Annotated in this window: 19 protein-coding genes and 1 pseudogene; 9 read left to right on the plus strand and 11 right to left on the minus strand. The window is 41.0% G+C overall.

Annotation, left to right across the window (positions count from 1 at the left end; translation table 11 throughout):
- Window positions 1-13: 13 nt before the first annotated feature.
- The 3 genes and pseudogenes from LEP1GSC060_RS14450 to LEP1GSC060_RS14460 form a co-directional block, all read right to left on the minus strand.
- Window positions 14-1231, minus strand: a complete 1218-nt coding sequence (locus LEP1GSC060_RS14450) for a cyclic nucleotide-binding domain-containing protein (protein WP_003006165.1) — start codon at window positions 1229-1231, stop codon at window positions 14-16.
- Between the two features lie 48 nt (window positions 1232-1279).
- Window positions 1280-1832, minus strand: a pseudogene (locus LEP1GSC060_RS14455) (tetratricopeptide repeat protein).
- A 285-nt stretch (window positions 1833-2117) separates the two neighbouring features.
- Window positions 2118-2402 (minus strand): LIC10235 family protein, encoded by a 285-nt coding sequence (locus LEP1GSC060_RS14460; RefSeq protein WP_003006342.1) that lies wholly within the window; start codon window positions 2400-2402, stop codon window positions 2118-2120.
- Between the two features lie 629 nt (window positions 2403-3031).
- Between LEP1GSC060_RS14460 and LEP1GSC060_RS14465 the strand changes: the two genes are divergently transcribed.
- The 5 genes from LEP1GSC060_RS14465 (at window position 3032) to LEP1GSC060_RS14485 (ending at window position 7357) form a co-directional block, all read left to right on the plus strand.
- A complete protein-coding gene (locus LEP1GSC060_RS14465; protein WP_036096642.1) occupies window positions 3032-3715 on the plus strand; it encodes a hypothetical protein in 684 nt (227 codons plus the stop codon).
- Between the two features lie 481 nt (window positions 3716-4196).
- The gene (locus LEP1GSC060_RS14470) at window positions 4197-4775 is read left to right on the plus strand and encodes a tyrosine-type recombinase/integrase (RefSeq protein ID WP_003006631.1); all 579 of its coding nucleotides are present in this window, start codon (window positions 4197-4199) and stop codon (window positions 4773-4775) included.
- Window positions 4776-4839: 64 nt separating this feature from the next.
- On the plus strand, window positions 4840-5175 hold the full coding sequence (locus LEP1GSC060_RS14475) for an STAS domain-containing protein (protein WP_003005878.1): 336 nt from the start codon (window positions 4840-4842) through the stop codon (window positions 5173-5175).
- A 35-nt stretch (window positions 5176-5210) separates the two neighbouring features.
- Window positions 5211-6710 (plus strand): ArnT family glycosyltransferase, encoded by a 1500-nt coding sequence (locus LEP1GSC060_RS14480; RefSeq protein WP_036096536.1) that lies wholly within the window; start codon window positions 5211-5213, stop codon window positions 6708-6710.
- Window positions 6707-7357, plus strand: a complete 651-nt coding sequence (locus LEP1GSC060_RS14485; RefSeq protein WP_003005788.1) for an SGNH/GDSL hydrolase family protein — start codon at window positions 6707-6709, stop codon at window positions 7355-7357. Before LEP1GSC060_RS14480 ends, LEP1GSC060_RS14485 begins: the two co-directional genes overlap by 4 nt.
- A gap of 76 nt (window positions 7358-7433) precedes the next feature.
- Here LEP1GSC060_RS14485 and LEP1GSC060_RS14490 read toward each other — a convergent pair whose 3' ends face one another.
- Entirely contained in the window at window positions 7434-8504 is a 1071-nt protein-coding gene (locus tag LEP1GSC060_RS14490) for an NHL repeat-containing protein (RefSeq protein WP_003006042.1), read from the minus strand.
- Between the two features lie 133 nt (window positions 8505-8637).
- Here LEP1GSC060_RS14490 and LEP1GSC060_RS14495 point away from each other — a divergent pair, with 133 nt between their 5' ends.
- Window positions 8638-8895, plus strand: a complete 258-nt coding sequence (locus tag LEP1GSC060_RS14495; RefSeq protein WP_003005960.1) for an LIMLP_16025 family protein — start codon at window positions 8638-8640, stop codon at window positions 8893-8895.
- 668 nt (window positions 8896-9563) lie between these two features.
- Here the strand turns inward: LEP1GSC060_RS14495 and LEP1GSC060_RS14505 are convergent.
- Genes LEP1GSC060_RS14505 through cutA form a run of 3 tightly spaced genes read right to left on the minus strand, consistent with a single transcriptional unit; the run spans window position 9564 to window position 11491 of the window.
- Complete coding sequence (locus tag LEP1GSC060_RS14505; RefSeq protein WP_003006469.1) at window positions 9564-10307, minus strand: GNAT family N-acetyltransferase; 744 nt, start codon at window positions 10305-10307, stop codon at window positions 9564-9566.
- Between the two features lie 5 nt (window positions 10308-10312).
- The gene (locus LEP1GSC060_RS14510) at window positions 10313-11146 is read right to left on the minus strand and encodes a patatin-like phospholipase family protein (RefSeq protein WP_003006625.1); all 834 of its coding nucleotides are present in this window, start codon (window positions 11144-11146) and stop codon (window positions 10313-10315) included.
- A 24-nt stretch (window positions 11147-11170) separates the two neighbouring features.
- Complete coding sequence (gene cutA / locus LEP1GSC060_RS14515; RefSeq protein ID WP_003006014.1) at window positions 11171-11491, minus strand: divalent-cation tolerance protein CutA; 321 nt, start codon at window positions 11489-11491, stop codon at window positions 11171-11173.
- Window positions 11492-11635: 144 nt separating this feature from the next.
- Here cutA and LEP1GSC060_RS14520 point away from each other — a divergent pair, with 144 nt between their 5' ends.
- Together LEP1GSC060_RS14520 and LEP1GSC060_RS14525 are read left to right on the plus strand one after the other, a co-directional pair.
- Window positions 11636-13000 (plus strand): OmpA family protein, encoded by a 1365-nt coding sequence (locus LEP1GSC060_RS14520; protein ID WP_003006355.1) that lies wholly within the window; start codon window positions 11636-11638, stop codon window positions 12998-13000.
- A gap of 213 nt (window positions 13001-13213) precedes the next feature.
- Window positions 13214-15817, plus strand: a complete 2604-nt coding sequence (locus LEP1GSC060_RS14525; protein WP_003006518.1) for a SpoIIE family protein phosphatase — start codon at window positions 13214-13216, stop codon at window positions 15815-15817.
- A gap of 84 nt (window positions 15818-15901) precedes the next feature.
- Here the strand turns inward: LEP1GSC060_RS14525 and LEP1GSC060_RS14530 are convergent, their stop codons facing one another.
- From LEP1GSC060_RS14530 to LEP1GSC060_RS14540, 3 genes are read right to left on the minus strand one after another with little or no spacing between them, the layout of a single operon-like run.
- Window positions 15902-16777: a ribose-phosphate diphosphokinase gene (locus LEP1GSC060_RS14530; protein ID WP_003006640.1), complete on the minus strand. Its 876-nt coding sequence runs from the start codon at window positions 16775-16777 to the stop codon at window positions 15902-15904.
- 10 nt (window positions 16778-16787) lie between these two features.
- Entirely contained in the window at window positions 16788-18290 is a 1503-nt protein-coding gene (locus LEP1GSC060_RS14535; RefSeq protein ID WP_003006047.1) for a thymidine phosphorylase family protein, read from the minus strand.
- Window positions 18291-18298: 8 nt separating this feature from the next.
- Window positions 18299-19663, minus strand: a complete 1365-nt coding sequence (locus LEP1GSC060_RS14540) for an MBL fold metallo-hydrolase RNA specificity domain-containing protein (protein ID WP_003006467.1) — start codon at window positions 19661-19663, stop codon at window positions 18299-18301.
- A 631-nt stretch (window positions 19664-20294) separates the two neighbouring features.
- Between LEP1GSC060_RS14540 and LEP1GSC060_RS14550 the strand changes: the two genes are divergently transcribed.
- Window positions 20295-21350, plus strand: coding sequence for a 2-dehydropantoate 2-reductase (locus LEP1GSC060_RS14550; RefSeq protein WP_003006611.1), 1056 nt, complete (start codon window positions 20295-20297; stop codon window positions 21348-21350).
- 579 nt (window positions 21351-21929) lie between these two features.
- Here LEP1GSC060_RS14550 and LEP1GSC060_RS14555 read toward each other — a convergent pair.
- The gene (locus tag LEP1GSC060_RS14555; protein WP_003006158.1) at window positions 21930-22709 is read right to left on the minus strand and encodes a tetratricopeptide repeat protein; all 780 of its coding nucleotides are present in this window, start codon (window positions 22707-22709) and stop codon (window positions 21930-21932) included.
- Window positions 22710-22926 lie beyond the last annotated feature (217 nt).

The following is a 22926-nucleotide window of genomic DNA, read 5'->3' on the forward strand; positions in this document are numbered from 1 at the left end:
CAACTGACACTGATTATACTCTTTTTTTGAGTTTGTTTTCCATCTGAGATTTTTTTCTGTAGACATGAACTAATTTTTCCAGTTCGACCAAATCGGTACAACTGAGTTTGCCTTGATCGAGTTTGATCCATTTGTTTTTGGTCAAAAGGTCCAAAACCAAGTTCTCGTCCTTAGGATAGGAAAGACCGACCATTTTGATCAAGTCCTTCGTGCCGATTTCAAAGTTATACAAAACTTTCGCAGTGATTTTGATTCTGTTCTTTTCAACGAGAGTCAACAAAGTATCGGCGATTCTTCCCTGAGGATCGTTGATCATCAAGTTCGCGAGTTGTTTATAAGCGGTCCAAATTCTTTCGGAGAGAAGTGTGATCAGACGGGTTGCGAGTTGAGGTTGCGCTTTGACCATCCCTTCGAAGTTGGCCTTGTTGATCGCGAGAACTTGAACGTGGCCCCACGCGATCGCCGACGCGGATCTAGGTTTGTTATCGAGAAGGGCCATTTCTCCGAAGATATCTCCGTTTTGAAGAACCGCGAGCAGTACTTCGTTTTTATCCACGATTTTAGTGATTTTAACCTTACCGTTTTGAATGATATACAGTTCTCTGCCGGGTTCGTGTTCGCAAAAGATCATCTCGTTATCGGCATACATACGATTGAACTTGGTGAGATCGATCGCGGGAGCCTGCATCGGTTGATTCATCGTTTGTAATTTCAGTTTTGCCTGAGTCGCAAACGGACCGTTCGGAAGATATTGAAGATATTTTTGGAATGCGTAAGCGGCGTGAGGGTTGTTCTTCTGATTGAAGTAGTTCTCACCGATGTTGTAGAGTTCGTTCGGATCTTCTTCGACTGCGGAACGAAACGTAAGACGTGTGATCGTCTGGTCGAATTGGCGGAGTTTCATCGAAAAGTAGCGGATGATTTTCATCGCTACCGGGGTGTTTCTTTGGATGAGGGTTCCGAATTGATCGTAACTCACTTCGATCACCGAAACGTCTGTAAGAGCCACCGCGGATTCGATTTGAGCGTGTTGGCTCATGGCGGCGACAACTCCGAAAAAGTCTCCCGGACCTTGAACGGAATTCGGGTCTTCGCCGACGACCGGGTTTTCTCTGCCTATTTTTACCTTCCCTTCTCGAATAATGAAGAAACTAGGAGAATCCTTTTTACCCTCTACGATAATGTAGGAGCCCTTCTGGAAATTAACGATTTGGAAGATCCCTGTGGACATGCTGTTATGTTAATATTTTTTTTGAAAATCAGAGTTCAACTGTTTTCATTATCGGTTTTCAGGAATCGAATCTCGAAAAAAAGAACTACTTTTCTCCGCATTCCGACATTTCCGTCTTTGAATCGTTTAAAATCTCCCATTCCGAGAGTTCGGAGGAGGCTTTTTCGGCGAGTTCTCTGGAAAAGGACTGAGTGCAGATCGATTTAAAAACCTCTCTTGCTTTGTTCTCTTCACCGATTTCAAGATAGAGTTTACCCGCCTCGAAAAATGCGTTTAAACCCGGAGAAGAAGTCGGTTCCTGAGAATACTGATGTAGATTGATTTCTAAAACTTTTTCAGGACGTCCCAGTCTGGAATAATTATTTTTTAAAATCTGATACGCTTTGTTTTTAAATTTACTCGATGGAAAAAGAATCAGGAAACTTTTAATTTCCTCAATGGACTTATGAAATTTCCGGTCCTTATACGCCTCTTCCGCGATCCTAAGAAGATTTTCGGCCTGGGTTTCCTGAAGGAGATCGGCTCGCAAAGACCCGGAAAAGAAAATCCAAGTTAGGAAAAAAATAATAGGAACTCTTCCAAAATTTGCGGAACGATCCATAAAAAGCGCTAAAATGCGGGAACTCCTACGAAGATTCGATTGGCCGGGGAAGGATGGCTTGCAGGAAAGATTCCGATAGAGGACGAGCGGTTGAGTTTCTTTCGGGAAAGGTTCCGAATATCACCATTCGCAAATCGGAACTGAATCGCCTTTCCAGAAAGGAAAGTTTGAAACTTATGACGAGTTGTAAGTAAAATGAAAAATCTTATGGCCTGCAAGATAAAACTCCGGAGGAAACATTTCTCCTACTATAAGGATTATCTGCAGGTTTTTCGAAAAGGTTGATTACTTTTTCTTATCGATTGTCTTACGATGGTGTTCGCAAAGCCTGTAGAGTTTTCCGGAAGAAGGGTTTTTCTTGGTAACTTTCGTTCCGCATACGATACAAAGGCCGTTGTTTCTTCTTTTTTGATACAAAAGTTGAACTCTTTCAGCCCCGGACAGGTTGTATTTACTGACCTGTATTCTGAATCCTTTATATAAATAATTTCCCACCGCTTCGATGGATTGGGATTTAACACCCGTTACAAGGGACTCAAGATCATCGTTCGAGATTTTTTTCGGTTTCATACAGATATTTATGACGAAATCACCTAATTAAAATTACAGAAAAAAACAAAGACTAAGTCTTTTTTTTTACGAATGACGTAAAAAATAAAACTTCTTTCCTCTTGAACCGAGTTTAAAACGCAATCATTTGAAATATTTTTTCTAAAATAAAAATTCATATTCCAAAACTTAGCGAACTCAAATTAAAAAGTGGTAACGTTCTTTCCTAGTAAAAAAACGATTTACCTGATTCTATTTCATAAGACTTGAGATCGCCATCAAGCAATTTTTCTGTCGGATCGTTAGCCGGGACAATTATAAGTTCATCTTAAGACTTTCACGATCCAACAACTTTTTCGTTCTTGCCGGAAGGGGACGGTTTTAGGACGAATTTTAGAAATAAATTCTTGTCAAAACGGAAACCGAGTTTTTGGAACGGGCCTTAAGAAAATCGGAAGGATTGGTTCGTTTCGATTTATAGGCGACACAAGTCGTCGATGATCGAAGATTCCGGATTCTTTTTGAAAAGAACCAAATGATTCCTATGAATTCTAAGATTAAAAGCGGCGAAAACGACGAATGGCTTGCAAAAAACGAAAAGTCTTTCAGAATTAAGGGGAAATTTTTCGAAAGAAATCAAGGAGGATTGTATGGAAAATCGAGGATTGTTCTCAAAGGAATCACGCCAAAGCTCTTTGCAAAGGAAACGAGTTCTTAGGAATTTCAGTTTTACATATAGTGTTTTTTTTCTTATTCTTTTTGTCTTATTCACGAACGTAGGTTGTAAGCCGAGTGCAAAAGATCAAATTCAAAAAATATTGTCCGATCGCCAAATTCCGGTCGAGGAAAAAATTCGTCAAACGTCGTTTCTGTTGTTAGGCGACCGTTTGAAAGAAATCGAAATATCTCCGAGTATTACTCCCGACGGAAATACGACGGATAAGGTGAGGGTGACTGTTGCTGTGGGTGGGAATACGGCTCTTACTTTTTTAGGACAAAAAGAATATAAGGAAAGAATGAAATTGGAAGTGGCATTGTTATCCTTTCGAATTTTGCAAACTCTCAAAAATCTTCCTATAGAAAGTTTTCGGGTAAGCATTATAAAACCGTATTATGTGAAAAATTCTCCTACGGATTCCATTGAAGAGTTCGAAGTGTTTCGGGCAACGATGGAAAAAAATTCTCTGATTCGGATCCAAGGATTTGAAACCGTGGATTCTTTTGCCGCGGATTCCTACGATTCTCCCGAGCCCGCCGTTCTGGACGTAATGGTTCGAATCGTTCAATCTTGGAAAGTGGAACTGGACGAATTGAACCGCGTGGAACTGAATTGATAAAATTCTTTGCCGCAGGAAGTTCCATTTGTTTCCCACAACGCGCCCCTTAGGAAGCGTTGTGCTTTAGTTTTCCCCTTGGTTTTGGCGGAGGCGGTTTTACTCACTCGTATTCTAAAACGCCTCCCTACGGGGCCGCGTTGAAGAAAAAATCTAAATATTCTGTAAAATTAGAATATTCCAATTTTAGAATCATATTATTTTTAAAATATTAAAATACGCTAATTCATAATTATAATTTGTTACGTGCAATCGAAAAGCAGCCACGCACCTCTTTATGCCCGCCCTTTTTTGAAACGAACGGATGAATGATGGAAATATAAATATTCCAAAATAGAATATTTTATATTTTTTGAATATTCATAAAATATGTTTTAAAGATTTAAAATATTTTAGGACTACTATAAAAAAACTAATTTTCCAGGTATCGTTGTTACGATAACTACGAGTGAGTCCAAAACTAAAAGGCAGGAAATTGATGATGAGTTTGGAAAAAAAGGATATGGAAATTTATGAATTTGAAAAAATTCTCACCGATTTTGAAATCAGAAGTTTGATCGAAGCGGTCAGAGATAATCCAGATCATTTTGTAATGATACGAGTTCTTATCGTGTTCGGGTTAAAACCGGAAGAATTGATCTCTCTACGTTGCGGCGACGTCGACCTCGAAAATAAACTCTTAAAAATTCGCGGGCCTCAAGGACGGAGCGATCGATATCTGAAGATTTCTCCTTTTTCACTTGGGAATATTTACGGAGCGATTCGAGGCAGAAAACCCGAAGAATATTTATTCCCGGGAAGAAAAGGAAAGTTACATCCTAAAACGATTCAAAAACTTTTCGAAAAATTGAAACGTAAGACGGGTATTGAAGCGAGTTGTTCTAAAATTCGAGAAACGATTGCCGTTCAACTTCACTCGAGAGGGTATTCGATAAAATTTATCGGCGAATTTCTGGGATTAAAAACAAGACGCGCCGTCTATAAGTTGATCGGGAAAAGATGGAACCCCAAATTGGTAAGACTATTTTCCTTGGATGAAATTATGGATATCGGAACTTAAAAATGAGTTGTAAACGCGTTCCGAAAACTTAATTTAGTCCTAACTCTCCAAAAGGAAGCCATCTTTGGAAATCAAAACGAAAAAGATCGGTAAACATACACTAGTAGCGCTCAACGGTAGGCTGGATATCGGACATTCAGACGAGGTGGAAGCGAAATTGCTAGACGATGTGCAGTCCGGACAGGGTGATATTTTGATCAACCTGGAAAATATTTCTTACATCTCATCCTCTGGAATTCGTATCTTTGTCGGTATGGTCAGAGAATTGGAAAAACAGGGAAGAAAGCTGAAACTTTGTTGTATCACTCCTCCCGTAAAAAAGGTATTCGACGTGGTCGAACTCTTGGATCTGTTTGAAGTTTACGAAACAGAGAGTTCCGCACTCGATTCGCTCACATAAAATCCGGGTTTGCCCCGGATGCCTCTTCGGGTTTTATGTCCCGGAAAACGCTCACCTTGATTCCATCCAAAACGCTCTCTTGGGTTTTATTGGGCCTTTTAATTTTTCTTTTAGTATCGATTTCGCATAACGATCGACTTGAATTTCCGCCGGTTTGGCCGGATGAGGTTTTGTTTTTTTCACCTTCCCAAGATTTTGCGGAGTTCGGAACGCTTCGAACTCAAGTTTTGGAAGGTTTGATTCCGGGGATGGAAGAAACGACATTGTGGATGCCCCCCTTGTATTTTTTTTCCGGTGGTTTTTGGATGAAGTATGTGTTTCCGGGACTTGTCGGACTCCGTTTATTTACGCTGATCCTCGCGGGTTTTTGTATATTCATTTTTTATGGAATTCTACTTAGAATCGGATTCTCTTTTTTCTCCGCGTTATTCTCCTGTTTATTGCTCGTTACGGATCTTTTATTTTTGAGAGTGGGGACGATGGCGAGAATGGAAATGCTTTGTCTGTTTTTCGCATTAACGAGTTTATTTTTTTTAATCCGAACCGCTTTTGACGAACATCCAAAACCCGTCGAAAAAGTTGCGGCCTTGTTTTCCGGAGTTTTTCTCGGGCTTTCTTTTCTTTCGCATCCGTTCGGCTCGGTGTTCGGAATTCCCACGTTGTATCTACTTTGGAAAAGGAAATCTTTGTCGGCTCCATTGTTTTGGATCGGAGGTATACTTCCGATAACGGTTTGGATCGTTTGGTTGTTTCCTCGTTGGAATTTATTCTTATTTCAGTTCGGGTTGCAGTTCGGAAGAAAGAAGGAACTTTTCTCCGTATTTTCGATTTTGACCAAGATCAAAATTTTAATCGGAGGCTATGAAAATCCGGGAGTTAGAATTTTATTTTATATTTTTCTTTTGGCGGGAATCGGAATCAATCGAGAATTATGGAAGGAAAAAAAGGAACGATTCTTATTTCTTTTCGTTTGGATCTTAGGGACTCTCGTGTTCCTGTTTTTATCCACTGAATTTTATTACGTGATGTATCTTACCCTTCCGCTTTCCGCGTTAGGCGGAATCTTGATGGAGGAATCCGATCGTAAAAGGGTGATTTATATAGGCTCCGGACTTTTATTTTGTAATTTGATCGTCTTGTTTTTGGCGTATCGAAAGGTCGGTTTTATCAATCCGGAGTTCGATCTCGGAAAGAAGTTTTCGGAGGAAATTGCGACGGAATTGAAATATTCCAAAAAGGTTTACCTGCAAGCGATTCCGGATCCGTATTTCCATTTGAGAGCAAAATATCCGAATCAGAAAATTTTGGAATTCATTCCGGGAGAACTTCCGGTTCCTCCGGAGATGTTTTCAGCCACTTTGGATTCCATCGACACGTTCGTTTTCAGCGAAGGAACAAAACGGAACGAAACCGTCGAAAATTATCTTAAGGAAAATTCGTCCTCTTTTTATAAAAGAAACGTATCCGTTTCTCCTTCCACAACTCGAAAATTGGTGCGCGCTCAGGCGGAAATTTATCTCCGGAAGAAAAAATGAGATATTTTCAATTCCGCGGAATTTTTCAATTTTGGAATATTCTATTTTTATTATTTATTTCCTGTGTCGCTAAGGAACGCGAACAACAAGGGCTTTCGTTTCTGTTGCCTTTGGCCGGCCCGCTTTTGAAAGTCGGGATCATAGGGGATTCTCTATCCCAAAGATCGGACGGATTCGGTCTGAGGGAAAAACTGGGGTTGCGATTTACGGTCACGGATTATTCGGTTTCCGGAAGGGACGTTCCGGGTTGGACACAAATGATCGGAACCGCTTTAACGGAACGTCAGGATTTGTTGATCTTAGAATTGGGAACGAACGACGTTGCGCATTATTCGGTCGATCAATTTCCGGAATACTACGAGAATCTTCTTACTTCAATCCAAATTCATAGCAACGCGGCGATTTTGGTGACGATTCTTCCGCCGACGATTCAATCCGGTTACCGGGAGAATATTCTTCGGATCAATCCGTATCTGAGAGGGTTGAATTCCCGTTATCCGACTGCGGACATGGAATCGGTTTTTTTAGAAACGGAAAAGACGGTTCCCTTATATTCACAAACGGACCCTGTTCATCCGAATCCCGTCGGATACGATTTGATGGGAACCGCCTACGCCGATTCCATTCGTAAACTTTACGTTCGATAAATCGGTTTTCATTGAGAATCCGGCCCTTGCATGTCAAGGGCCGGATTCGCTCAAACTTTCTTAGGCCGAATTCATGTTAATCCGAATTTGAATATTCGCAATTTAGAATATACGGGTTGAATATCTGGGCTATGTACAATCTTCCTTCGAACGGAATCGCGGTACTTCCGGCTGAAATTAAATCTCCCGAATTAGTGAACACTTCCTGAAAATTTCCGTCGGGAAAAATTCGAAATACCAGAGTCGGCGAGAGATAATCGTGGTTTTTCACGTGTCTTAGAAATTGATACGTGGAACCGTGACTGACTACGAAAATTCTTCCCTTGGAGTCCAACGTAAGATTGTCGGGACCGAAATTGATAGGGATTTTTTTCGGTTCTCCGAGCATCGGTTTTCCTTGTTCTCTGCGGATCGCAAATTGAAACACGCTTTTGTCCGAGTAACCGGATCGATACAAAAATTCGTTTCCTTGAAAATCTTTCGCGTATAAAATTCCGTTTCCGAGGGAGAGAGGGTTTCCGAGGTTCGACCAGTTTTTGCCGTCGTAATAAGAAATTTCCGCACGTTTGAATCTGAACAAATCGTCCCAGAGATATCTTGGGATTCCTCCCGTTCCGTGGTCGTTGGAGAGAAAAATTTCATTTTCCGACACGACCGAGAGATCGTTGGGGCTTGTAATTAGAGGATCTGTAAGAGTTCCCACATGCGACCATTCTTTTCCCTTGCGTTCGAAGATTTCAATCGTGTGAACCTCGTACAATTTTGGATGGGAAATTACATAAAGCCTATAAATGTCCTTGGTTTTGAGAAGACTGATCCCGTGTGGTCGGAACTCCGGCGGGTATTTTACGGAAAGTTCCGTCGGAGCGGAAGGATTCCCCAGATCGATCGTAAAGATTTTTCCGGTTTGATTTTTGGTTCTTCTTTCATGACTCGAGACATAAAGAACTTTCTCTTCCCAATCGATCGCCAAATCTTCGGGACCGGGAATTCCTTCGATTTTTGTGCAGGCTGCTCCCGAAGGACCGACAGCTTTAATTTCCACGCCGCAATTCCACAGGTTTAGGGATAGGAGGATCGCACCGAAAAAAAGGAGCTGGGAGTTCCCACATTTTTCAGGCCGTTTTAATAAATTGCAATGTTTCATTGTTTTAAGGTCTCCGAACTTGCTAAAAATCAGTGGGCAAGTAAGAAAAAAAAGGAAAAAAGTAATTGCTATTTTTATGCACTGCACAAAAATAGTGAACGAGATCCTCGAAAGCAAATTGAGAGGTTGTTGTATGGAAAACAAAAAATTAAACGACATAATCAATGTAGGAATCGGAGCCGTTCAGACTTCACGCGAGATTTTTGATAAACTCGTGGACGACCTGAATGAAGGCAAAGAAAAGATCGAAGCCAGATTTGATCAGTTAAAGACCCAGGGCGAAAAGGATATGAGCGATAACGCCCTTAAATTAAAAATCAACTTAGCCTGGGGATTGGTTCGGTTCGAAGAGATCCGGGACAATATCCTCAATCACTTCATTAAAAAATAAAACTTTTGTTCAACGTCAGAGTTTTATTTTTTACATTCGAATTTTAATTTCCGTCGGAGAAATCCGATCCAAGGAAATTACATTGATTTCCCGTTTCGCAGAATTCTCCCCGAGTTTTCGGGGAGAAACGGTTTTTCAAAGGAAACTTCAAATACACTTTCCAGATATCAGCGGTTAGAAATCAGGGTTCAGAGGATTTTTCCTAATAGAACCGAATTGCACTTTGACAAAGGCTGATTTTCCAATTCTGTAAATTATTCTGAACTCTGATTTCTGAAATGTAATAGGAATCAGTGAATAGATTTCAGAGGTCGGTTATCTTTTCCTAATAGAAGCGATTGGACTTTATCAAAAGTTAATTTCCTTATTCTGTAAATTTACTCCTAAGAAACAATTAGGATGAATTAGCGGAACTCTGGAATTCCTGGTTTAAATTAACGTGAGTTCGACGGTTGAAATCTTGGGCGAATCCGGTTCCGGTATTTTCCGTAAGAAAAAACCGGAACCGGACCGCGCTTTCCGCTCCAATCAACAAATTGATAGAACGCTTTAAAAGAGAAATTTTTTTTCATTCCAATTTGTTGATTCCGCTTCAATCTCTTTCGCATCGGTTATACCGAGCTCACGTTAAGTTAATCTTTATTTAATATTCGATTTTTAAAATCGGCTTAAACCCAACTCCAATGTCTCAAAAGAATCGACTTTTCAAAACCGAACTTTTCGTAGATTTCCTTGCCCATCTCAGTCGCGTGTAACACGATAAATCCTGAAAAATTCTTTCTAATTTCGCCTAATAGATGTTCAACGAGTTCCGAAGCGTAACCGAAACGTCTATGATTCCGATCGGTTGTGATCGAATACAAACCGAAGGATTCCCCGTCGTAAAATGTCATTCCGGTCGCGATCATTTCCCCGTTTACAAAGCCGCCGTATATACGAAACGAATCTTGGTCCAATAATTTAAGATATAGATTTTCCCGATCTTCGGATTCGAAAGAATCGTTTACAATTCTCAGCCAAACTTTCAGATCTTTTTCGGTTTCAATATTTCGAATATCGAGTTTGAAATTCCGTTTTTTGTTAAGCGAAGTCGGATTTCCTTTTAAAAACATCCCGATTTGTTCGTTGCAGAAATTATATCCGAGTTCGCGGATCGTAGTTTCGTGGGTTCTTGTATTCAGAAAATCTAAAATATACGGATTAAATTCCTTGTTTCTCAGGTCTTTGATTTCCGAGCTTAAATCGGAAGGGTTAAGGTTTCCTTTTAAGACGATTCTCGTAAACCAACTCGAATCCGGATTCGAGTAGAAATCGAAACTTTTATAGTTGAAGATCGGCGCTTTCGTTAGGTCTGAAAGCGTCCTATGAAGTTTTACGTAATTCTCCGTGATCTCTACGACTTTCGGTTGCATTTGAATTAAACGAGAGCGAGAATTTTTTTCTTCCAATGATGCGCGTTTTTTCTCCCTTCTTCCAACGCTTCATTGCCGTGTTTAAGTTGATTTGCGTCTATATAAGGAGTTATCGTTTCCACTCGTAATATTTGTTTTTTGTAATGTTTTGCGAGGAGTTCCTTCAGTTCCCTCGTTTCGTTTTCTATGATCTGAACCGAAGAATGGAAGGCGCGAATCATCGCCCTTTCCGAACGGTCTTTTTTTGTGCGAACGCTGTGGACGACGATCTTACGTATGGATTTATCCAAGATCAATTCTTTGATCGGTTCCTGATCGGCTACTCCTCCGTCGATGAATTCCTCCTCGCCCAACTTTTGAATTTCGAAAAGGAAAGGAAAAGTCATCGAAGCGAGAATCTGATCGATCAAATCGCCTTTTGTTTTGAGTTCTCTGATTTGTTTCGTGATGTTTGAAACGGAGATTCCCATCGGAATGGGAAGGTCTTCTATCTTTTTATGACCCAACTGAGGTTTTAATAATTCTTTGACCTTTTTACCCGAAAGAATTCCGGAATAATTTTTGAGTCCTTTGCGAATCGGTTTTACGAAGTTCGTGACCAAATTCCCTTCCCAAAAATCTTTCTTCTTTAAATTCAGAATTAGATCGCTCATGGTATCGATAGGCACCCCGGCCGCAACGAGAGAACCGATCAAAGCCCCGGAACTGCAACCGGTGATTTTGGAAGGACGAAAGCCGATTTCGGAAAGTCCTTTCGCAAAACCGGCATGCGCGTAAAAGCCGAAAAAAGCGGAGTTAAACGTAAGAGCCGTAAATTTTTGTTTAACGTGGATTTGCACAATATAACCTTTTTTGAATGTATTTTATTCCGCGATCACTTCGCCGAAGATCCATGAAAAATACTCCCGATTTCCTTCCAATAAAGGAAGTCCGACTACACAAGGAACGGAATAACTATGTAAGGATTTGATTCTTAATGTAAGTTCCGTCATGAGGTCGCTTTTTGTTTTCAGAATCAAAACGGCTTCCTCTTCTTCGACCAATTTTTTTTCCCAATGATAAATCGACTTGATCTTGGGAAGAATATTCGCACACGCCGCCAGTCTTTCCTCTACGACGGTTTTTCCGATTTTAAGTGCTTCCTTTTCGTTACCGACCGTAACGTAAACGAGTCTCGCTTCCATTTCATTCTCCAATTTGTTGATCTCGTTTCGATCGCTTTCGCATTTGAACTCACGTTAATTTTAAATTTCGTCCGGAATCCATTTTTTTCGGAAAGTTTTTTACGCTTTTCTTATGTTTTATTGAAAACTTACGAAACTATAACTATGAGGAAACTTCCGAATCAATATTTGAAATCCGAAACTATGAAACTCCGACTTCTTAAAATCCTATTCTGCGTTATGATCGCGTTTATAAATCTTGATCCTCTTTTTTCGGAAGAACCGGAGAAGATTTTATTTCGTTGGAAGTTAACTCCCGGAGAGAACGTCGAGTTGAACGAATATCATAGGGTTCAATTGGTAAACCGCGGACAAAAGATCAAAAGAGAGGATAAGAATCGGATCCTTTTGCAAACCCTCTCGTGCGAAAATAAAACGTGTCTGCTGGACGGATTTTTCGATACCTACAGTCGTTTTCCGGAAGTTGATCCCGCGTTTCGAAAAGATAAAACGTTTACGAGCAAATTTCAAATTACCGACTTGGGGCAATATAAGGTTCCGCAAGAATACGCGATGCCGAATCTCCGTTCTCTTCCGAGTTTTTCCGAAAAGCCGGTTTCAATCGGAGAAGAGTGGGTTCAACCCGCAACGGAAAGTTTTCAGTTTCCGGGTGGAAGGGTAATGATTACCGTATTTGCAAAGTACAAGTATCACGGAATGGACGAATGGGAGTTTCAAAAACTTTCCGGCAAAGGAGATCGTATCGAATACAATTATACGTTATATTACGATTCTCAAACGGGCCGAGAAGGAGTTCCTTTAAAAATCCACGGGTTTGCGAGAGGGATGGTTTTTTTCGATCGTGAACTCGGTCTTCCTCAATACAAAAGAGTTCAGTTGGTTTACACATTCGTTTATGCGAACGGGGCCGCTCAGGAAATGTCGTTCGACATTCACGGATTATATAATAAAAATGTAAAGCTTACGGACAACGACAAGGATAAGTTCGCGGAAGAAATTCGAAAAATTTTAGGCGGAGAACTTACCACCGGAATCGAATCGAATTCTTATCCGAAAAAAAAATCCAAAAGAGAAACTCTTTCATGGCCGGACGAGGACGAGAATCGGGTCGAACCGGAAAAATCTTCCGCTCCTCCGGTTGAAATTCGAAGAACGGAGGAGGGAATCGCGATTTCTTTGAACTCGGTCTTGTTCGATCACGACAGCTCCGAACTCAAAGAGGAAGCAAAACTCGAATTAAAAAAAATCGCATCCGTGTTGAAAAAATACGAAGATAGGGAAATCAGGATCAGCGGTCATACCGACAACTCGGGCGGGGAAGAATACAACCGAAAACTTTCCAGAGAACGAGCTCTTTCCGTTTTAAAAGAGCTTAGAGACGAACAAGGTTTGGAGGAAAAGAGGATGTCTTACGAAGGATACGGAAAATCAAAACCGATCTCCGATAATTCCACGATTCAAGGCAGACGGAAAAATCGTCGAGTGGATATTACTATTGTAATGGAGTAGTTTAAAATCCTGGCATATTTTTTGGAAAAAAGATATTTCATAAAAAAGATCGTCGCGTTAGTAAAACCGCTTAACGATCATTACCATAATCTAACGTGAGTTTGATTTCTAAAATGAGATCGATTTTAACTTTTATTTTATTGCGAACGTCGGTCATTAATTCTTGCAAAACCCGAGTTCTCCGTTACGTTATCGGGGATTTTTAACGCAACAATGGCGAATTACGTTATAAAACCGAATCGGAAATTTTTTTACGATCGATTTTTTTGGTTCGTAGTCTTTCTATTCTCCACTCCGGTTTTCGCATTTCCGATTAACCTCACAACGGATTGGAAAATCGTTGCGGGAAAAAATTTAAACGCTTCGATCGAAGACGTTTCTTGGAAAGATTTAAAATCCCTTCCGATTCCCAAAGACACGGTTGATTTGTTTTCTTTTCCGAAAGATGCGATCTCTACTTTAACTTTATTGAAAACTTTCGAAGTTTCCGCGCGGGAAGTTCAAGAACTTTCTTTAGACGGGCTCTCGATCCATTTTCCTTTCTTGTCAAACGTCTACGAAGTTTACTTCAACGGAGAAAAAATCGGAGACGGAGGTCTCGTTTTAAGAGAAAAGATCGTTAGGAACGGATTTAAGAGACACGTGATTCTCCCGATTCCCGAGAACAAGATCAAGATCGGTAAGAATGAAATCAGAGTGATTTTGTCATGGAACCCGGGGGAAGAGTTGGATGTGTATGCGAGTTTTGATTCCGCGCCTCTCGTAGTGGATTTACAATCTAGGAACGTATCGATTTTATTCGAGAGTCCCAGGTTGATACTTGCGTTCTTATATTTATTCGTAGGGTTTTATCACTTCCTGTTTTATTTCAAAGGTCCTCGGCAAAAATACAATTTGTTCTTCGGACTTTTTTCGATGTTGTTTTCGATCTATATCTATCTTAGAAGTAATGCCGTCTATGAACTCGATTTAGATCCGCTTCTACAGATGAAGTTGGAATATATGGTCGTTTTCAACATAACGACCTTTTTCCTTTTGTTTCTTGATACGTTTTTCGAATCCAAGGTCGGCTTCTTTACCCGCTTCTATCGGTTTTTCGCACTCGCGCTTACGTCTTTGATTCCCTTTTCAAATAGGGCTGTCTGTTTATTAATTTTGCAGATCTGGCAATTTTCCGTTTTTATATTCTCATTCTATTGTCTTTTTATCATCGTAAAAGCTCTGATTCGGAAAAATCGGGACTCTATTCGTTTGATTGCGGGTTTTATCATCCTTTTAGTTTCGGGGATCGCCGATCTTGTAGGTTCTATGCAATTGATTCATAATTTAGAAAATTATGGACTTCTAAAGTATGGATTTTTTGCTTTCGAACTCGGGATCGCGTTCATCTTGGCGAATCGATTTTTAAAAGTTCATAACGAAGTGGAGGAATTGAATCTCGACTTGGATCGAAAAGTAAAAGAAAGAACCGATCAATTGGAAACCACGTTAAAACAAGTTCGGGAGTTAAAGATACATCAGGACGGGGATTATTTTTTAACCTCCCTAATTCTGGACCCTTTGAACCGATATAAGGTCCGAAACGATTTTATCCTCGTGGACGGTCTCAGTCGTCAGAAAAAAAAATTCGAATTTAAACAATGGAAAAAGGAAATCGGCGGGGACATCGTCATTGCCGATGAAATCGTTTTAAAAGATAGAAAGTATCTCGTTTTTGTAAACGGGGATGCGATGGGAAAATCCATTCAAGGAGCGGGCGGAGCCTTGGTTTTAGGAGTTGTATTTCGTTCATTCGTGTCTAGGACAAAAACCGTTTCTTCTTATCATTCTCAACCCCCCGAGTTGTGGCTCAAAGAATGTTTTTTAGAACTTCAGAATATTTTCGAATCCTTTGACGGTTCGATGTTGGCCTCCGTCGTATTGGGATTGGTCGACTTGAAGTCGGGCATTTTATTTTTTTTGAATGCGGAACATCCTCCTACGGTTCTTTACAGAAACGGAAAGGCTTCTTTTATAGAGGATAAATTAGAACTTCGTAAAATAGGAATTACCGGTTTGGAAAGTAAGATGAAAGTGAAAACCTTCTTTCTGGAAAAAGGAGATTCTATTTTTATCGGCTCGGACGGAAGGGACGATCTATTACTCGGAATCGATCCGGACGGGATTCCCTTGATCAACGAGGACGAATTTCAATTTTTAAAGAGAGTGGAGGAATCCGGAGGTGATCTCGAATTATTGGTGCAAGGTCTGCAAAATTACGGAGAACTGACCGACGATTTAAGCCTCGTCAAATTGTTCTATCTCAAGGAGCCCGCACGTTTAGAATCGACTGTGGATACTTTATCTTTTAAATTTCCGGACGAAACGTATTTGAAATATCTTCAAGACGAAAACTGGGAACATACGATTTATCATCTCGAAAATCTGAAAAGTAAGATTACGGGCGAAATGATACCTCCCGTTTTTAAAAAAGAACTGGCTGAAGTATATTATAAAATCGGAAAGTATGAGGAAGCGCTTTTTTTATTTGAAGAGTTGATTTCCGAGTTTCCGGAAGACGTTGAAATGATGTTTAACGCGTCTTTGATCCATAAAAGATTCAAACGTTTTGATCAGGCGATCGAGTTGGGTGAGAGAGTTATGTTAAGAGAACCTGAATTTCTAAACAACGTCGTACACCTTGCCGAGTCTTATCTTTCTGTCGACAAACGGGAAATAACCGTTCAGTTGTTGGAAAAAATCGATCGGTTGGATCCGAACAATTCTCAGGCAAAAAAGATCAGAATTCAATTGGATTCCCCGATTCCGGATCGTTAAAATCCTTAGAACCCGTTCCAAAACCTACAAGATTTTTATTGTTGTCGGCCTTATCTCCGATTTCCTTTGAGGTTGGGATGGTTCTTAGAACAAACGGTCGGCGATCAACTTTCCGACGTCGATCAAGTTGCTGCTATGTTCTATCGTGTTTGTGGTAATCACGGCGTTAGCTCCGCTTCGTAGCAGTTCCTGAAAGGAATCGTCGGCAAAAACTCCGTGAACACAAAGACAAACGGGCGGTAACATTTTCGTTTTTTTCAGATGAATGATCGTTTGAATCAAAGTCCTTCCCGTCGAAATGATGTCGTCTATCAAAACGGGCGTACGATCCGGATAAGTTTCCATTTTTGGAACGCTGACTTCCACGTCTCGATCCCCCTTTCGATTTTTTTCAAGAATCGTAAAAGGAACGCCGGAATAACCCGCCACTTCTCGAACCCATTGACTGCTTTCGTTATCCGGTCCGATCAATACGGGATTACTTACATTTTTTTGAATATAGTTTGCAAAAAGTTCCGTAGAATGTAAAACCCTTGCGGGGACGTTAAAGATTTCCTCCAGATTGCCGATTCGATGAAGATGTGGATCGATCGTCAGTATGGAATCGATATAACGCGAAATCAAAGCGGCAAAAAATCTAGCGTTCATTCCTTCGCCTGGATGAAAAACTTTGTCCTGTCTCATATAACAAAGGTAAGGCGCTATGAGATGGACTTTTCCCGCCCCTAGTTGTCTTGCCGTTTCGCAAAAAAATATCAAGGGAACGATTTTGGAATCGGGTTGGTTTAGAGAACAGAGCAGATAAACTTGCGAACCGTTAAGATCTTCTTCGATTCTGAATTTGGATTCCCCGTCCGGAAATCTTCCGAACTCCGCGTTGCCGATTTTCATCCCCGAAAATTTGGAGACGGATTTTGCCAAAGACGAATTTTCGGGAAAGTGGAATAGAATGTTGTTCATGATCCTTCCATTAAAGAATTGTGATGATTCCGTTTTGTGAATTCAGATATTCGAAAGCGTATTCCAACTCTCCTTCCGAATCGGAATGAATCGTATAAAGAACGTCTCCTTTTTCGATTTTTTTACCGATAGGCGAAAGGAAATAAACGCCCGCCGAAGAACTGTTAGGCGCTCCAGCGAGTCTTGCCACTTTGGCTATCTTTCGATTGTCGATTTCGGAAATCATACCCGAAGATTTGGAAATCACGTTCTGGTGAAATTTTGAGAGAGAAGGTTCTTTCCATCCGCCTTGAGCCTTACAGATGTTTTCGAATTTTTTCCATGCCTTTCCGGATTCTAAAATTTCCGACGCGGTTTGAATTCCGTTCTTGAATTGATGCGGGGCGGCAAATTCCAACATTTCACCGGCGATCGTCAAAGCTCTTTGTTTCAGATCCTGAGGAGCGTTTCGATCGTTCTTTAATACTTCGATACAATCCTTAATTTCAAGAGAGGGACCGATGCCTCGCCCGACCGGTTGAGAGCCGTCCGAAATCAATACTTTGACTTTTAAATCGACCGATTTCCCGACTACCGTAAAATAATACTTTAGCTTTTCTGCATCTTCTTCCGTACGAACCTTTGCCGTTTTTCCGATCGGGATATCGATCACGACGTGAGTGGAACCGGCGGCGGCTTTTTTGGATAAAACGGAAGCGATCATTTGACCCGTGCTATCCACTTCCAAAGCTCTTTCCACTCGGATAAGAATATCGTCAACGGGACTAAGTCCGATGGAACCTCCCCAAACGATACAACCTCCTTCTTTTTCCACAACGGATTTCATTTCGGAAAGTTTAAGGTTCACATCGGTAATCGATTCCATAACGTCCGCCGTTCCCGCTGGAGAAGTGATCGCTCTGGAAGAAGTTTTAGGAACGGTCAAACCGGCGGCGGCCACGATGGAAACGACGATCGGAGTCGTTCTGTTTCCGGGCAGACCGCCTATGCAGTGTTTGTCGACTATGGGATGTTTGTCCCATTTTAAAACGGAACCGGCTTTGATCATCGCTTTAGTGAGGGATTTTATCTCGTCCAAGTTGAGATGATCGCCCGAACACGCCGTGATAAAGGAAGCGATTTCAATATTAGAATATTTTTCATCTTTAATGTCTTGGATGATCCTCCGAAAGGATTCCTCGTTCAGACGGTTTTCGTAAATTTTTGATCGGACGTCGTGCATGGACAAAACGGGCTGAAGATGGGAAAGAATTACGGGATCTCCTTCCTTTGCATTAACCGCTTTCCAGGCGCTTTCTGATAAGCCGACTTGTCCAATCTGGAGAATTTCGGTTTCGACGATGTTCAAGGACGCGATGATCTTTTTGTTACGCACATCTACTTCGATTCGATTGAGCGCGATAAATCCTTCGGACTTACAAACGGGAGAATCTCTTCGTAAAAAGACGACGTACTCTTGATTGGTATCGATTCCCAAATTGATTAGAGAGAGAGGTTCTTTTTTTTCGGACATTGTATCTCTTAAAATCTTAATTCTACGATATCGAATAACGTAGGAATCTCACATTCGAATCCCAAGCTGTCGGTCAGTTTAACGCGGAGCGCGTCCGAAGATCCTTTTTCACCGTGAACGATAAAAACTTTTTCGGGTTTTCCTTTTAACGCGCCTAACCAATACAAAATTTCCTTTTGATCCGCGTGGGAAGACAGACCGTCGACGGAGCTTATTTTCGCTTTTACTTCGTAGAACTTTCCGTAAATCTTGATTTCGTGATTTCCATCCTGAAGTTGTCTCCCTCTCGTTCCCATCGCTTGAAAACCGCATAAAAGAATCGTCGAGTTCGGATCGCCTAAATAATACTGAAGATAAGTAAGCACTCTACCTCCTGTCGCCATGCCGCTACCGGCGATTACGATCTTTGGGGATCGATCTTCCGCGAGTTTGTAAGTGTCTTTCATCGATTCCGTTTTTTGGAAACAATCCCAGATTTGAGAACAATCCATCGGAGAAAGTTTATGCCATTTCGTATAAGTTTGAAAAACTTCAAATACGTTTTTCCCCATCGGAGTATCCAAAATCATAGGGACGTTCGGGATCTTAGCGGCGGATTTTAATTTCCAAAGGAGGTACATAAGACTCTGCGTTCTTTCCACGGCAAAGCTGGGAAGAATTACGGTTCCCTTGTTTTCCAAGGTTTCATTTAAGATCGTAAGCAATTGACTTTCGGAATTTTGGGCGTGAATTTTACCCCCGTAAGTACTTTCGATAAAAAGATAATCCGCGTTTTCGGGACGATTGGGCGGATACAAAAGAATATCATCGGGTCTTCCTATATCTCCGGAAAAGACGAATAACTTACCGAAAATTTCCAATTCTATATAAGTAGCTCCTAATATATGTCCGTTGTATCTGAATCGGGTCCGGATACCTTCCGCAAGATCCTTCCAACGATCCAAATCGATCGAATGAAGATAGGAAAGAGAATCCACAGCGTCCTTGAGATCGTATAATGGAACTGCCGGTTTGTGTTTGGAATAATGATTGGCGCGATCCGCGTCTTCTTCCTGAATTTTGGCGGAATCCTTGAGAATGATTTCAGTGATTTCTAAAGTAGGAGCGCTCCCGAAAATTTTTCCTTGAAATCCCTCTTTGACCAATCGAGGAATATAACCGACGTGATCGAGATGACCGTGGGTTAAAAGAACGATATCGATTTCGGGAACTTTCACCGGAAGCGGGGACCAGTTCAGAAGTCTGAGTTCCTTCAACCCTTGGAATAAACCGCAATCCACAAGAATTTTGAACGTGCCGGTATCGATCAGATATTTGGAACCGGTTACGGTTCCCGAAGCGCCTAAGAAATGAATATGGAGGGAAGGTTTCATGATGGAATGGAGTATCGCCGGATCGTTAAAATGAAATCATAAATTTCCAATTTGGAATCGAAATCGAATGTACCTAACTGCAAAATAAGAGGAGAGAAGATCGGCAATATTAGAATTTTATTGAGTACAAAGAGTATTATGAATCGCTTGTTATGGATAAAATCGGCGAAAATGGCGATTCTTGATCTTTTATGAACCGGCTGGAGTCTATAGATTTAATAAAACAATTTGAATGTATTTGAAATAGTTAAATATCGTTTGTTATTTTAAAAAGCAAAAAATATCCCGAATCCTCTTGACAGTGAATCGTCTCCGTTTAAGTTTTCACTACGGTGAGACAAACTTTATAATTAAAAAAATAAAGTGAAGTTTTTTAAAAAAAAATCAGAATAGTGAAGAGAATTGAGCTTTTACAAAAATTTATCATCGACTCTCCGATGCAGAATGGCTCGTGAAACTTTGAAGTTTTGGTAAGAAGAATGCTTTGAGTTTTGGGAAGCCGTAAGCTATAAATTCCTGTACCTTGCTAGATTGGCTCCGCAGTTTGCGGAGTCTTTTTTTATTTTTTTCCCGACTAAAACTACCAATAGTTGTAGAATTAAATCTTAAATCCTGATTGGATGCGTATCCCATGAATTTTTCTTTTGCGGTTTTAGGTTCCGGAAGTATCGGAACATATATCGGTTGTAGGTTGCTGGCGGCTGGGAACGAGGTTACACTGTACGGGCGGGAAAGAATTCGGAACGAATTGAAAACCTTCGGCGCCAAAATCACCGATTATACGAATCGGGAAATCCGCATTTCTCCCGAAACGATTTCTTTTTCCACTTCTCTTTCGAGTGTTTCCGGCGCCGATGTTTTTTTAGTCACGGTAAAATCCAAGGATACGAAGGATCTTACCAAGGAACTCAAAGGAATTCTTGAAAAAAGACAAAACAAACATTCCGTTTCGCGTTCGATTCCGATCGTAATCAGTTTTCAAAACGGAGTTCGAAACGCCGAGATTTTAAAGGAAGGACTCCGGGATCTTCCCGTGGAAGTTTTAGCGGGAATGGTTCCCTTTAACGTCCTTTCGAAAGGAAACGGTCATTTTCACCAAGGGACGAGCGGGAATCTCGTGATCGAATCTTCCAAATCTTCCCGTTCTCTGGCCGGGATTTTCAATCGAGCCGGACTTCCGACCTGTACACATAAAAATATCGGCGGAATTCTTTGGGGCAAACTCGTCTTCAATTTGAATAATTCTTTGAACGCTCTTTCGGGACTCACCTTAAAAACCGAAATATCAAAATCGGGTTATCGAAAAATTCTTTCCAGATTGATGAAAGAAGCCCTTGAAATCCTGAGACTCGCCGAAATCAGGCCGATCCGTTCCGGAAAGATGATCCCGAGTTTGGCTCCGATCATTTTGAATCTTCCGGATTTTCTCTTTTTCAGAATCGCTTCGGGTATGGTCAAGATCGATCCGCAGGCGCGATCTTCTATGTGGGAGGATCTAATTCATAAAAGATCGACCGAAATCGATTCTTTGAACGGAGAAGTGATCAAACTCGCGGACGTGATGGGACATCCCGCTCCTCTAAATCGGGAAATCGTAAGTTTGATCAAAAAAGCCGAATCGAATCCCGAAATTCTAAATCTGAGTCCGGAAGAACTCGCCCAAAAACTGAAAATCAATCTAAATTAACGTGAGTTCGACGGTTGAAATCTTGGGCGAATAAGAAACTCAGGTGCGTTCACTGAGTTTCCCGGGTCGCTCCGCAGCTCGCGAATTTCATAGCTAAAATGGGCTCGCGACCTAACGTTGCGACAGCAGGCAGCAACGTTTTGAGTTTCCCGAGCGACCGTAGAAGCGAGACGCTGAGTTGTTCGTTTTCGCTCCAATTCCTTCGGAATTAAACTCAATATTTCTCCCTGGTGCTGCGACCCTTAGGGAGCAGTGCCACTTTAGTTACCCAAGTCGTTCGAGTAACTCAACGCAGAGCTTTCCTAAACTCAATCTCACTCCCTATGAGTCGTGAGATAGGTCGAAATATATAATCGCTTTCGCATTTGTTATACCGAACTCACGGTAATTTAATTTTTTAGAATATTCTAAAATGATCGATTGAATTCGATTCTTTTCGAACGTATTTTTCTTCCCATTCTTTCAGGCGGATGCCTTCTTGTGCGGCTTGTTTTCCCGAATCCGTTGAATGTGATTGTTGAAACGGAACGATGATTTATCGATGAACGAGTCTATATGCCGTTTTTATCATGTTTGAAATTAAAAATCGGATTCGATCGTATAGGTTTGTAACGCGTTTAAGTATTCCTTATGAAGAGGGAATATCCGGATCGCCTTTTTGATTTCCGCTTGGGCCTTTGCGGGGTCCTTTCTTTTTTCAAAGTAGAATTTAGATAACAGGAAATGAGATTCCGATTGGAAGGCTTTGGTACGAAACGATTTGGAAATTCCTTTCTCCAAAGAAGCGATCGCACCTTCCGAGTTTCCTTCCATAATCAGACACAAACTAAAACCGTAGTACGCGTCGCCCTTGTCGGAAATGGAAATTGCGTTTTGAAATTCGCTTAAACTTTCCTTTCTCCGATTTTGTCTGAGATAAAGACTTCCGATATTTTCATGAATAAGCGCTTCAAAATCGGGCCCTTTTTCTTTAGCAAGTGTGAGAGCTTCTTGGTATGCGGTTTCCGCTTCTTTGTATTCTTTGTTGGATTCGTATACGAGACCTAGACCTCTTTTGCAATCCGGAGATTTGGAGTTGATAACGAGGCATTTTTTGAAATCTTTCAACGCCGCTTCTTGATTTTTTTGAAGATAACGAATCCAACCGCGGACGTAGAGTAATTCGGCGGTATCACCTTTTTGCTTCAGGTTTTCATCCGCTTTTTGAAGGGCTTCCATTAGATTTTCTTTTTCGGTGAGGTCCCGAATTTCCAAGATGGAAATCGATTCTTTTTTATCGCAGTTTACGATCGAAAAAAATAACGAAATCGTAATCAAGAAGGAGTGAAAAAAAGTTCTTAAACCGCGGAGTCTATTCATGTTTTATTTTGAATCCTTATTTTTCTTTTTACGGAACCGTTCGAAATTTTGCGAAAGTCGGAATTCGATTTTCCCCACTCAGAAAGAATCCAAGATCGTTTTGATAACGCAATCCGAAAATACGATCCACAAGTTCCTCTTGGAATGTAAAGACCTGAATCCTAAAATGTGGGAACTCCATCCTTCGCAAAACGACGACCAACTTCGAAAAACATGT

The sequence above is a fragment of the Leptospira weilii serovar Ranarum str. ICFT genome, assembly GCF_000332415.1.
GTDB lineage: Bacteria > Spirochaetota > Leptospiria > Leptospirales > Leptospiraceae > Leptospira > Leptospira weilii_A.

What these genes read in the sequence shown, in the direction of transcription:
- LEP1GSC060_RS14450 (WP_003006165.1), bottom strand. Translation starts at nt 1,231, where the DNA reads ATGTCCACAGGGATCTTCCAAATCGTTAATTTCCAGAAGGGCTCCTAC.
- LEP1GSC060_RS14460 (WP_003006342.1), bottom strand. Translation starts at nt 2,402, where the DNA reads ATGAAACCGAAAAAAATCTCGAACGATGATCTTGAGTCCCTTGTAACG.
- LEP1GSC060_RS14465 (WP_036096642.1), top strand. Translation starts at nt 3,032, where the DNA reads ATGGAAAATCGAGGATTGTTCTCAAAGGAATCACGCCAAAGCTCTTTG.
- LEP1GSC060_RS14470 (WP_003006631.1), top strand. Translation starts at nt 4,197, where the DNA reads ATGAGTTTGGAAAAAAAGGATATGGAAATTTATGAATTTGAAAAAATT.
- LEP1GSC060_RS14480 (WP_036096536.1), top strand. Translation starts at nt 5,211, where the DNA reads ATGTCCCGGAAAACGCTCACCTTGATTCCATCCAAAACGCTCTCTTGG.
- LEP1GSC060_RS14485 (WP_003005788.1), top strand. Translation starts at nt 6,707, where the DNA reads ATGAGATATTTTCAATTCCGCGGAATTTTTCAATTTTGGAATATTCTA.
- LEP1GSC060_RS14490 (WP_003006042.1), bottom strand. Translation starts at nt 8,504, where the DNA reads ATGAAACATTGCAATTTATTAAAACGGCCTGAAAAATGTGGGAACTCC.
- LEP1GSC060_RS14495 (WP_003005960.1), top strand. Translation starts at nt 8,638, where the DNA reads ATGGAAAACAAAAAATTAAACGACATAATCAATGTAGGAATCGGAGCC.
- LEP1GSC060_RS14505 (WP_003006469.1), bottom strand. Translation starts at nt 10,307, where the DNA reads ATGCAACCGAAAGTCGTAGAGATCACGGAGAATTACGTAAAACTTCAT.
- cutA (WP_003006014.1), bottom strand. Translation starts at nt 11,491, where the DNA reads ATGGAAGCGAGACTCGTTTACGTTACGGTCGGTAACGAAAAGGAAGCA.
- LEP1GSC060_RS14520 (WP_003006355.1), top strand. Translation starts at nt 11,636, where the DNA reads ATGAGGAAACTTCCGAATCAATATTTGAAATCCGAAACTATGAAACTC.
- LEP1GSC060_RS14525 (WP_003006518.1), top strand. Translation starts at nt 13,214, where the DNA reads ATGGCGAATTACGTTATAAAACCGAATCGGAAATTTTTTTACGATCGA.
- LEP1GSC060_RS14530 (WP_003006640.1), bottom strand. Translation starts at nt 16,777, where the DNA reads ATGAACAACATTCTATTCCACTTTCCCGAAAATTCGTCTTTGGCAAAA.
- LEP1GSC060_RS14535 (WP_003006047.1), bottom strand. Translation starts at nt 18,290, where the DNA reads ATGTCCGAAAAAAAAGAACCTCTCTCTCTAATCAATTTGGGAATCGAT.
- LEP1GSC060_RS14540 (WP_003006467.1), bottom strand. Translation starts at nt 19,663, where the DNA reads ATGAAACCTTCCCTCCATATTCATTTCTTAGGCGCTTCGGGAACCGTA.
- LEP1GSC060_RS14550 (WP_003006611.1), top strand. Translation starts at nt 20,295, where the DNA reads ATGAATTTTTCTTTTGCGGTTTTAGGTTCCGGAAGTATCGGAACATAT.
- LEP1GSC060_RS14555 (WP_003006158.1), bottom strand. Translation starts at nt 22,709, where the DNA reads ATGAATAGACTCCGCGGTTTAAGAACTTTTTTTCACTCCTTCTTGATT.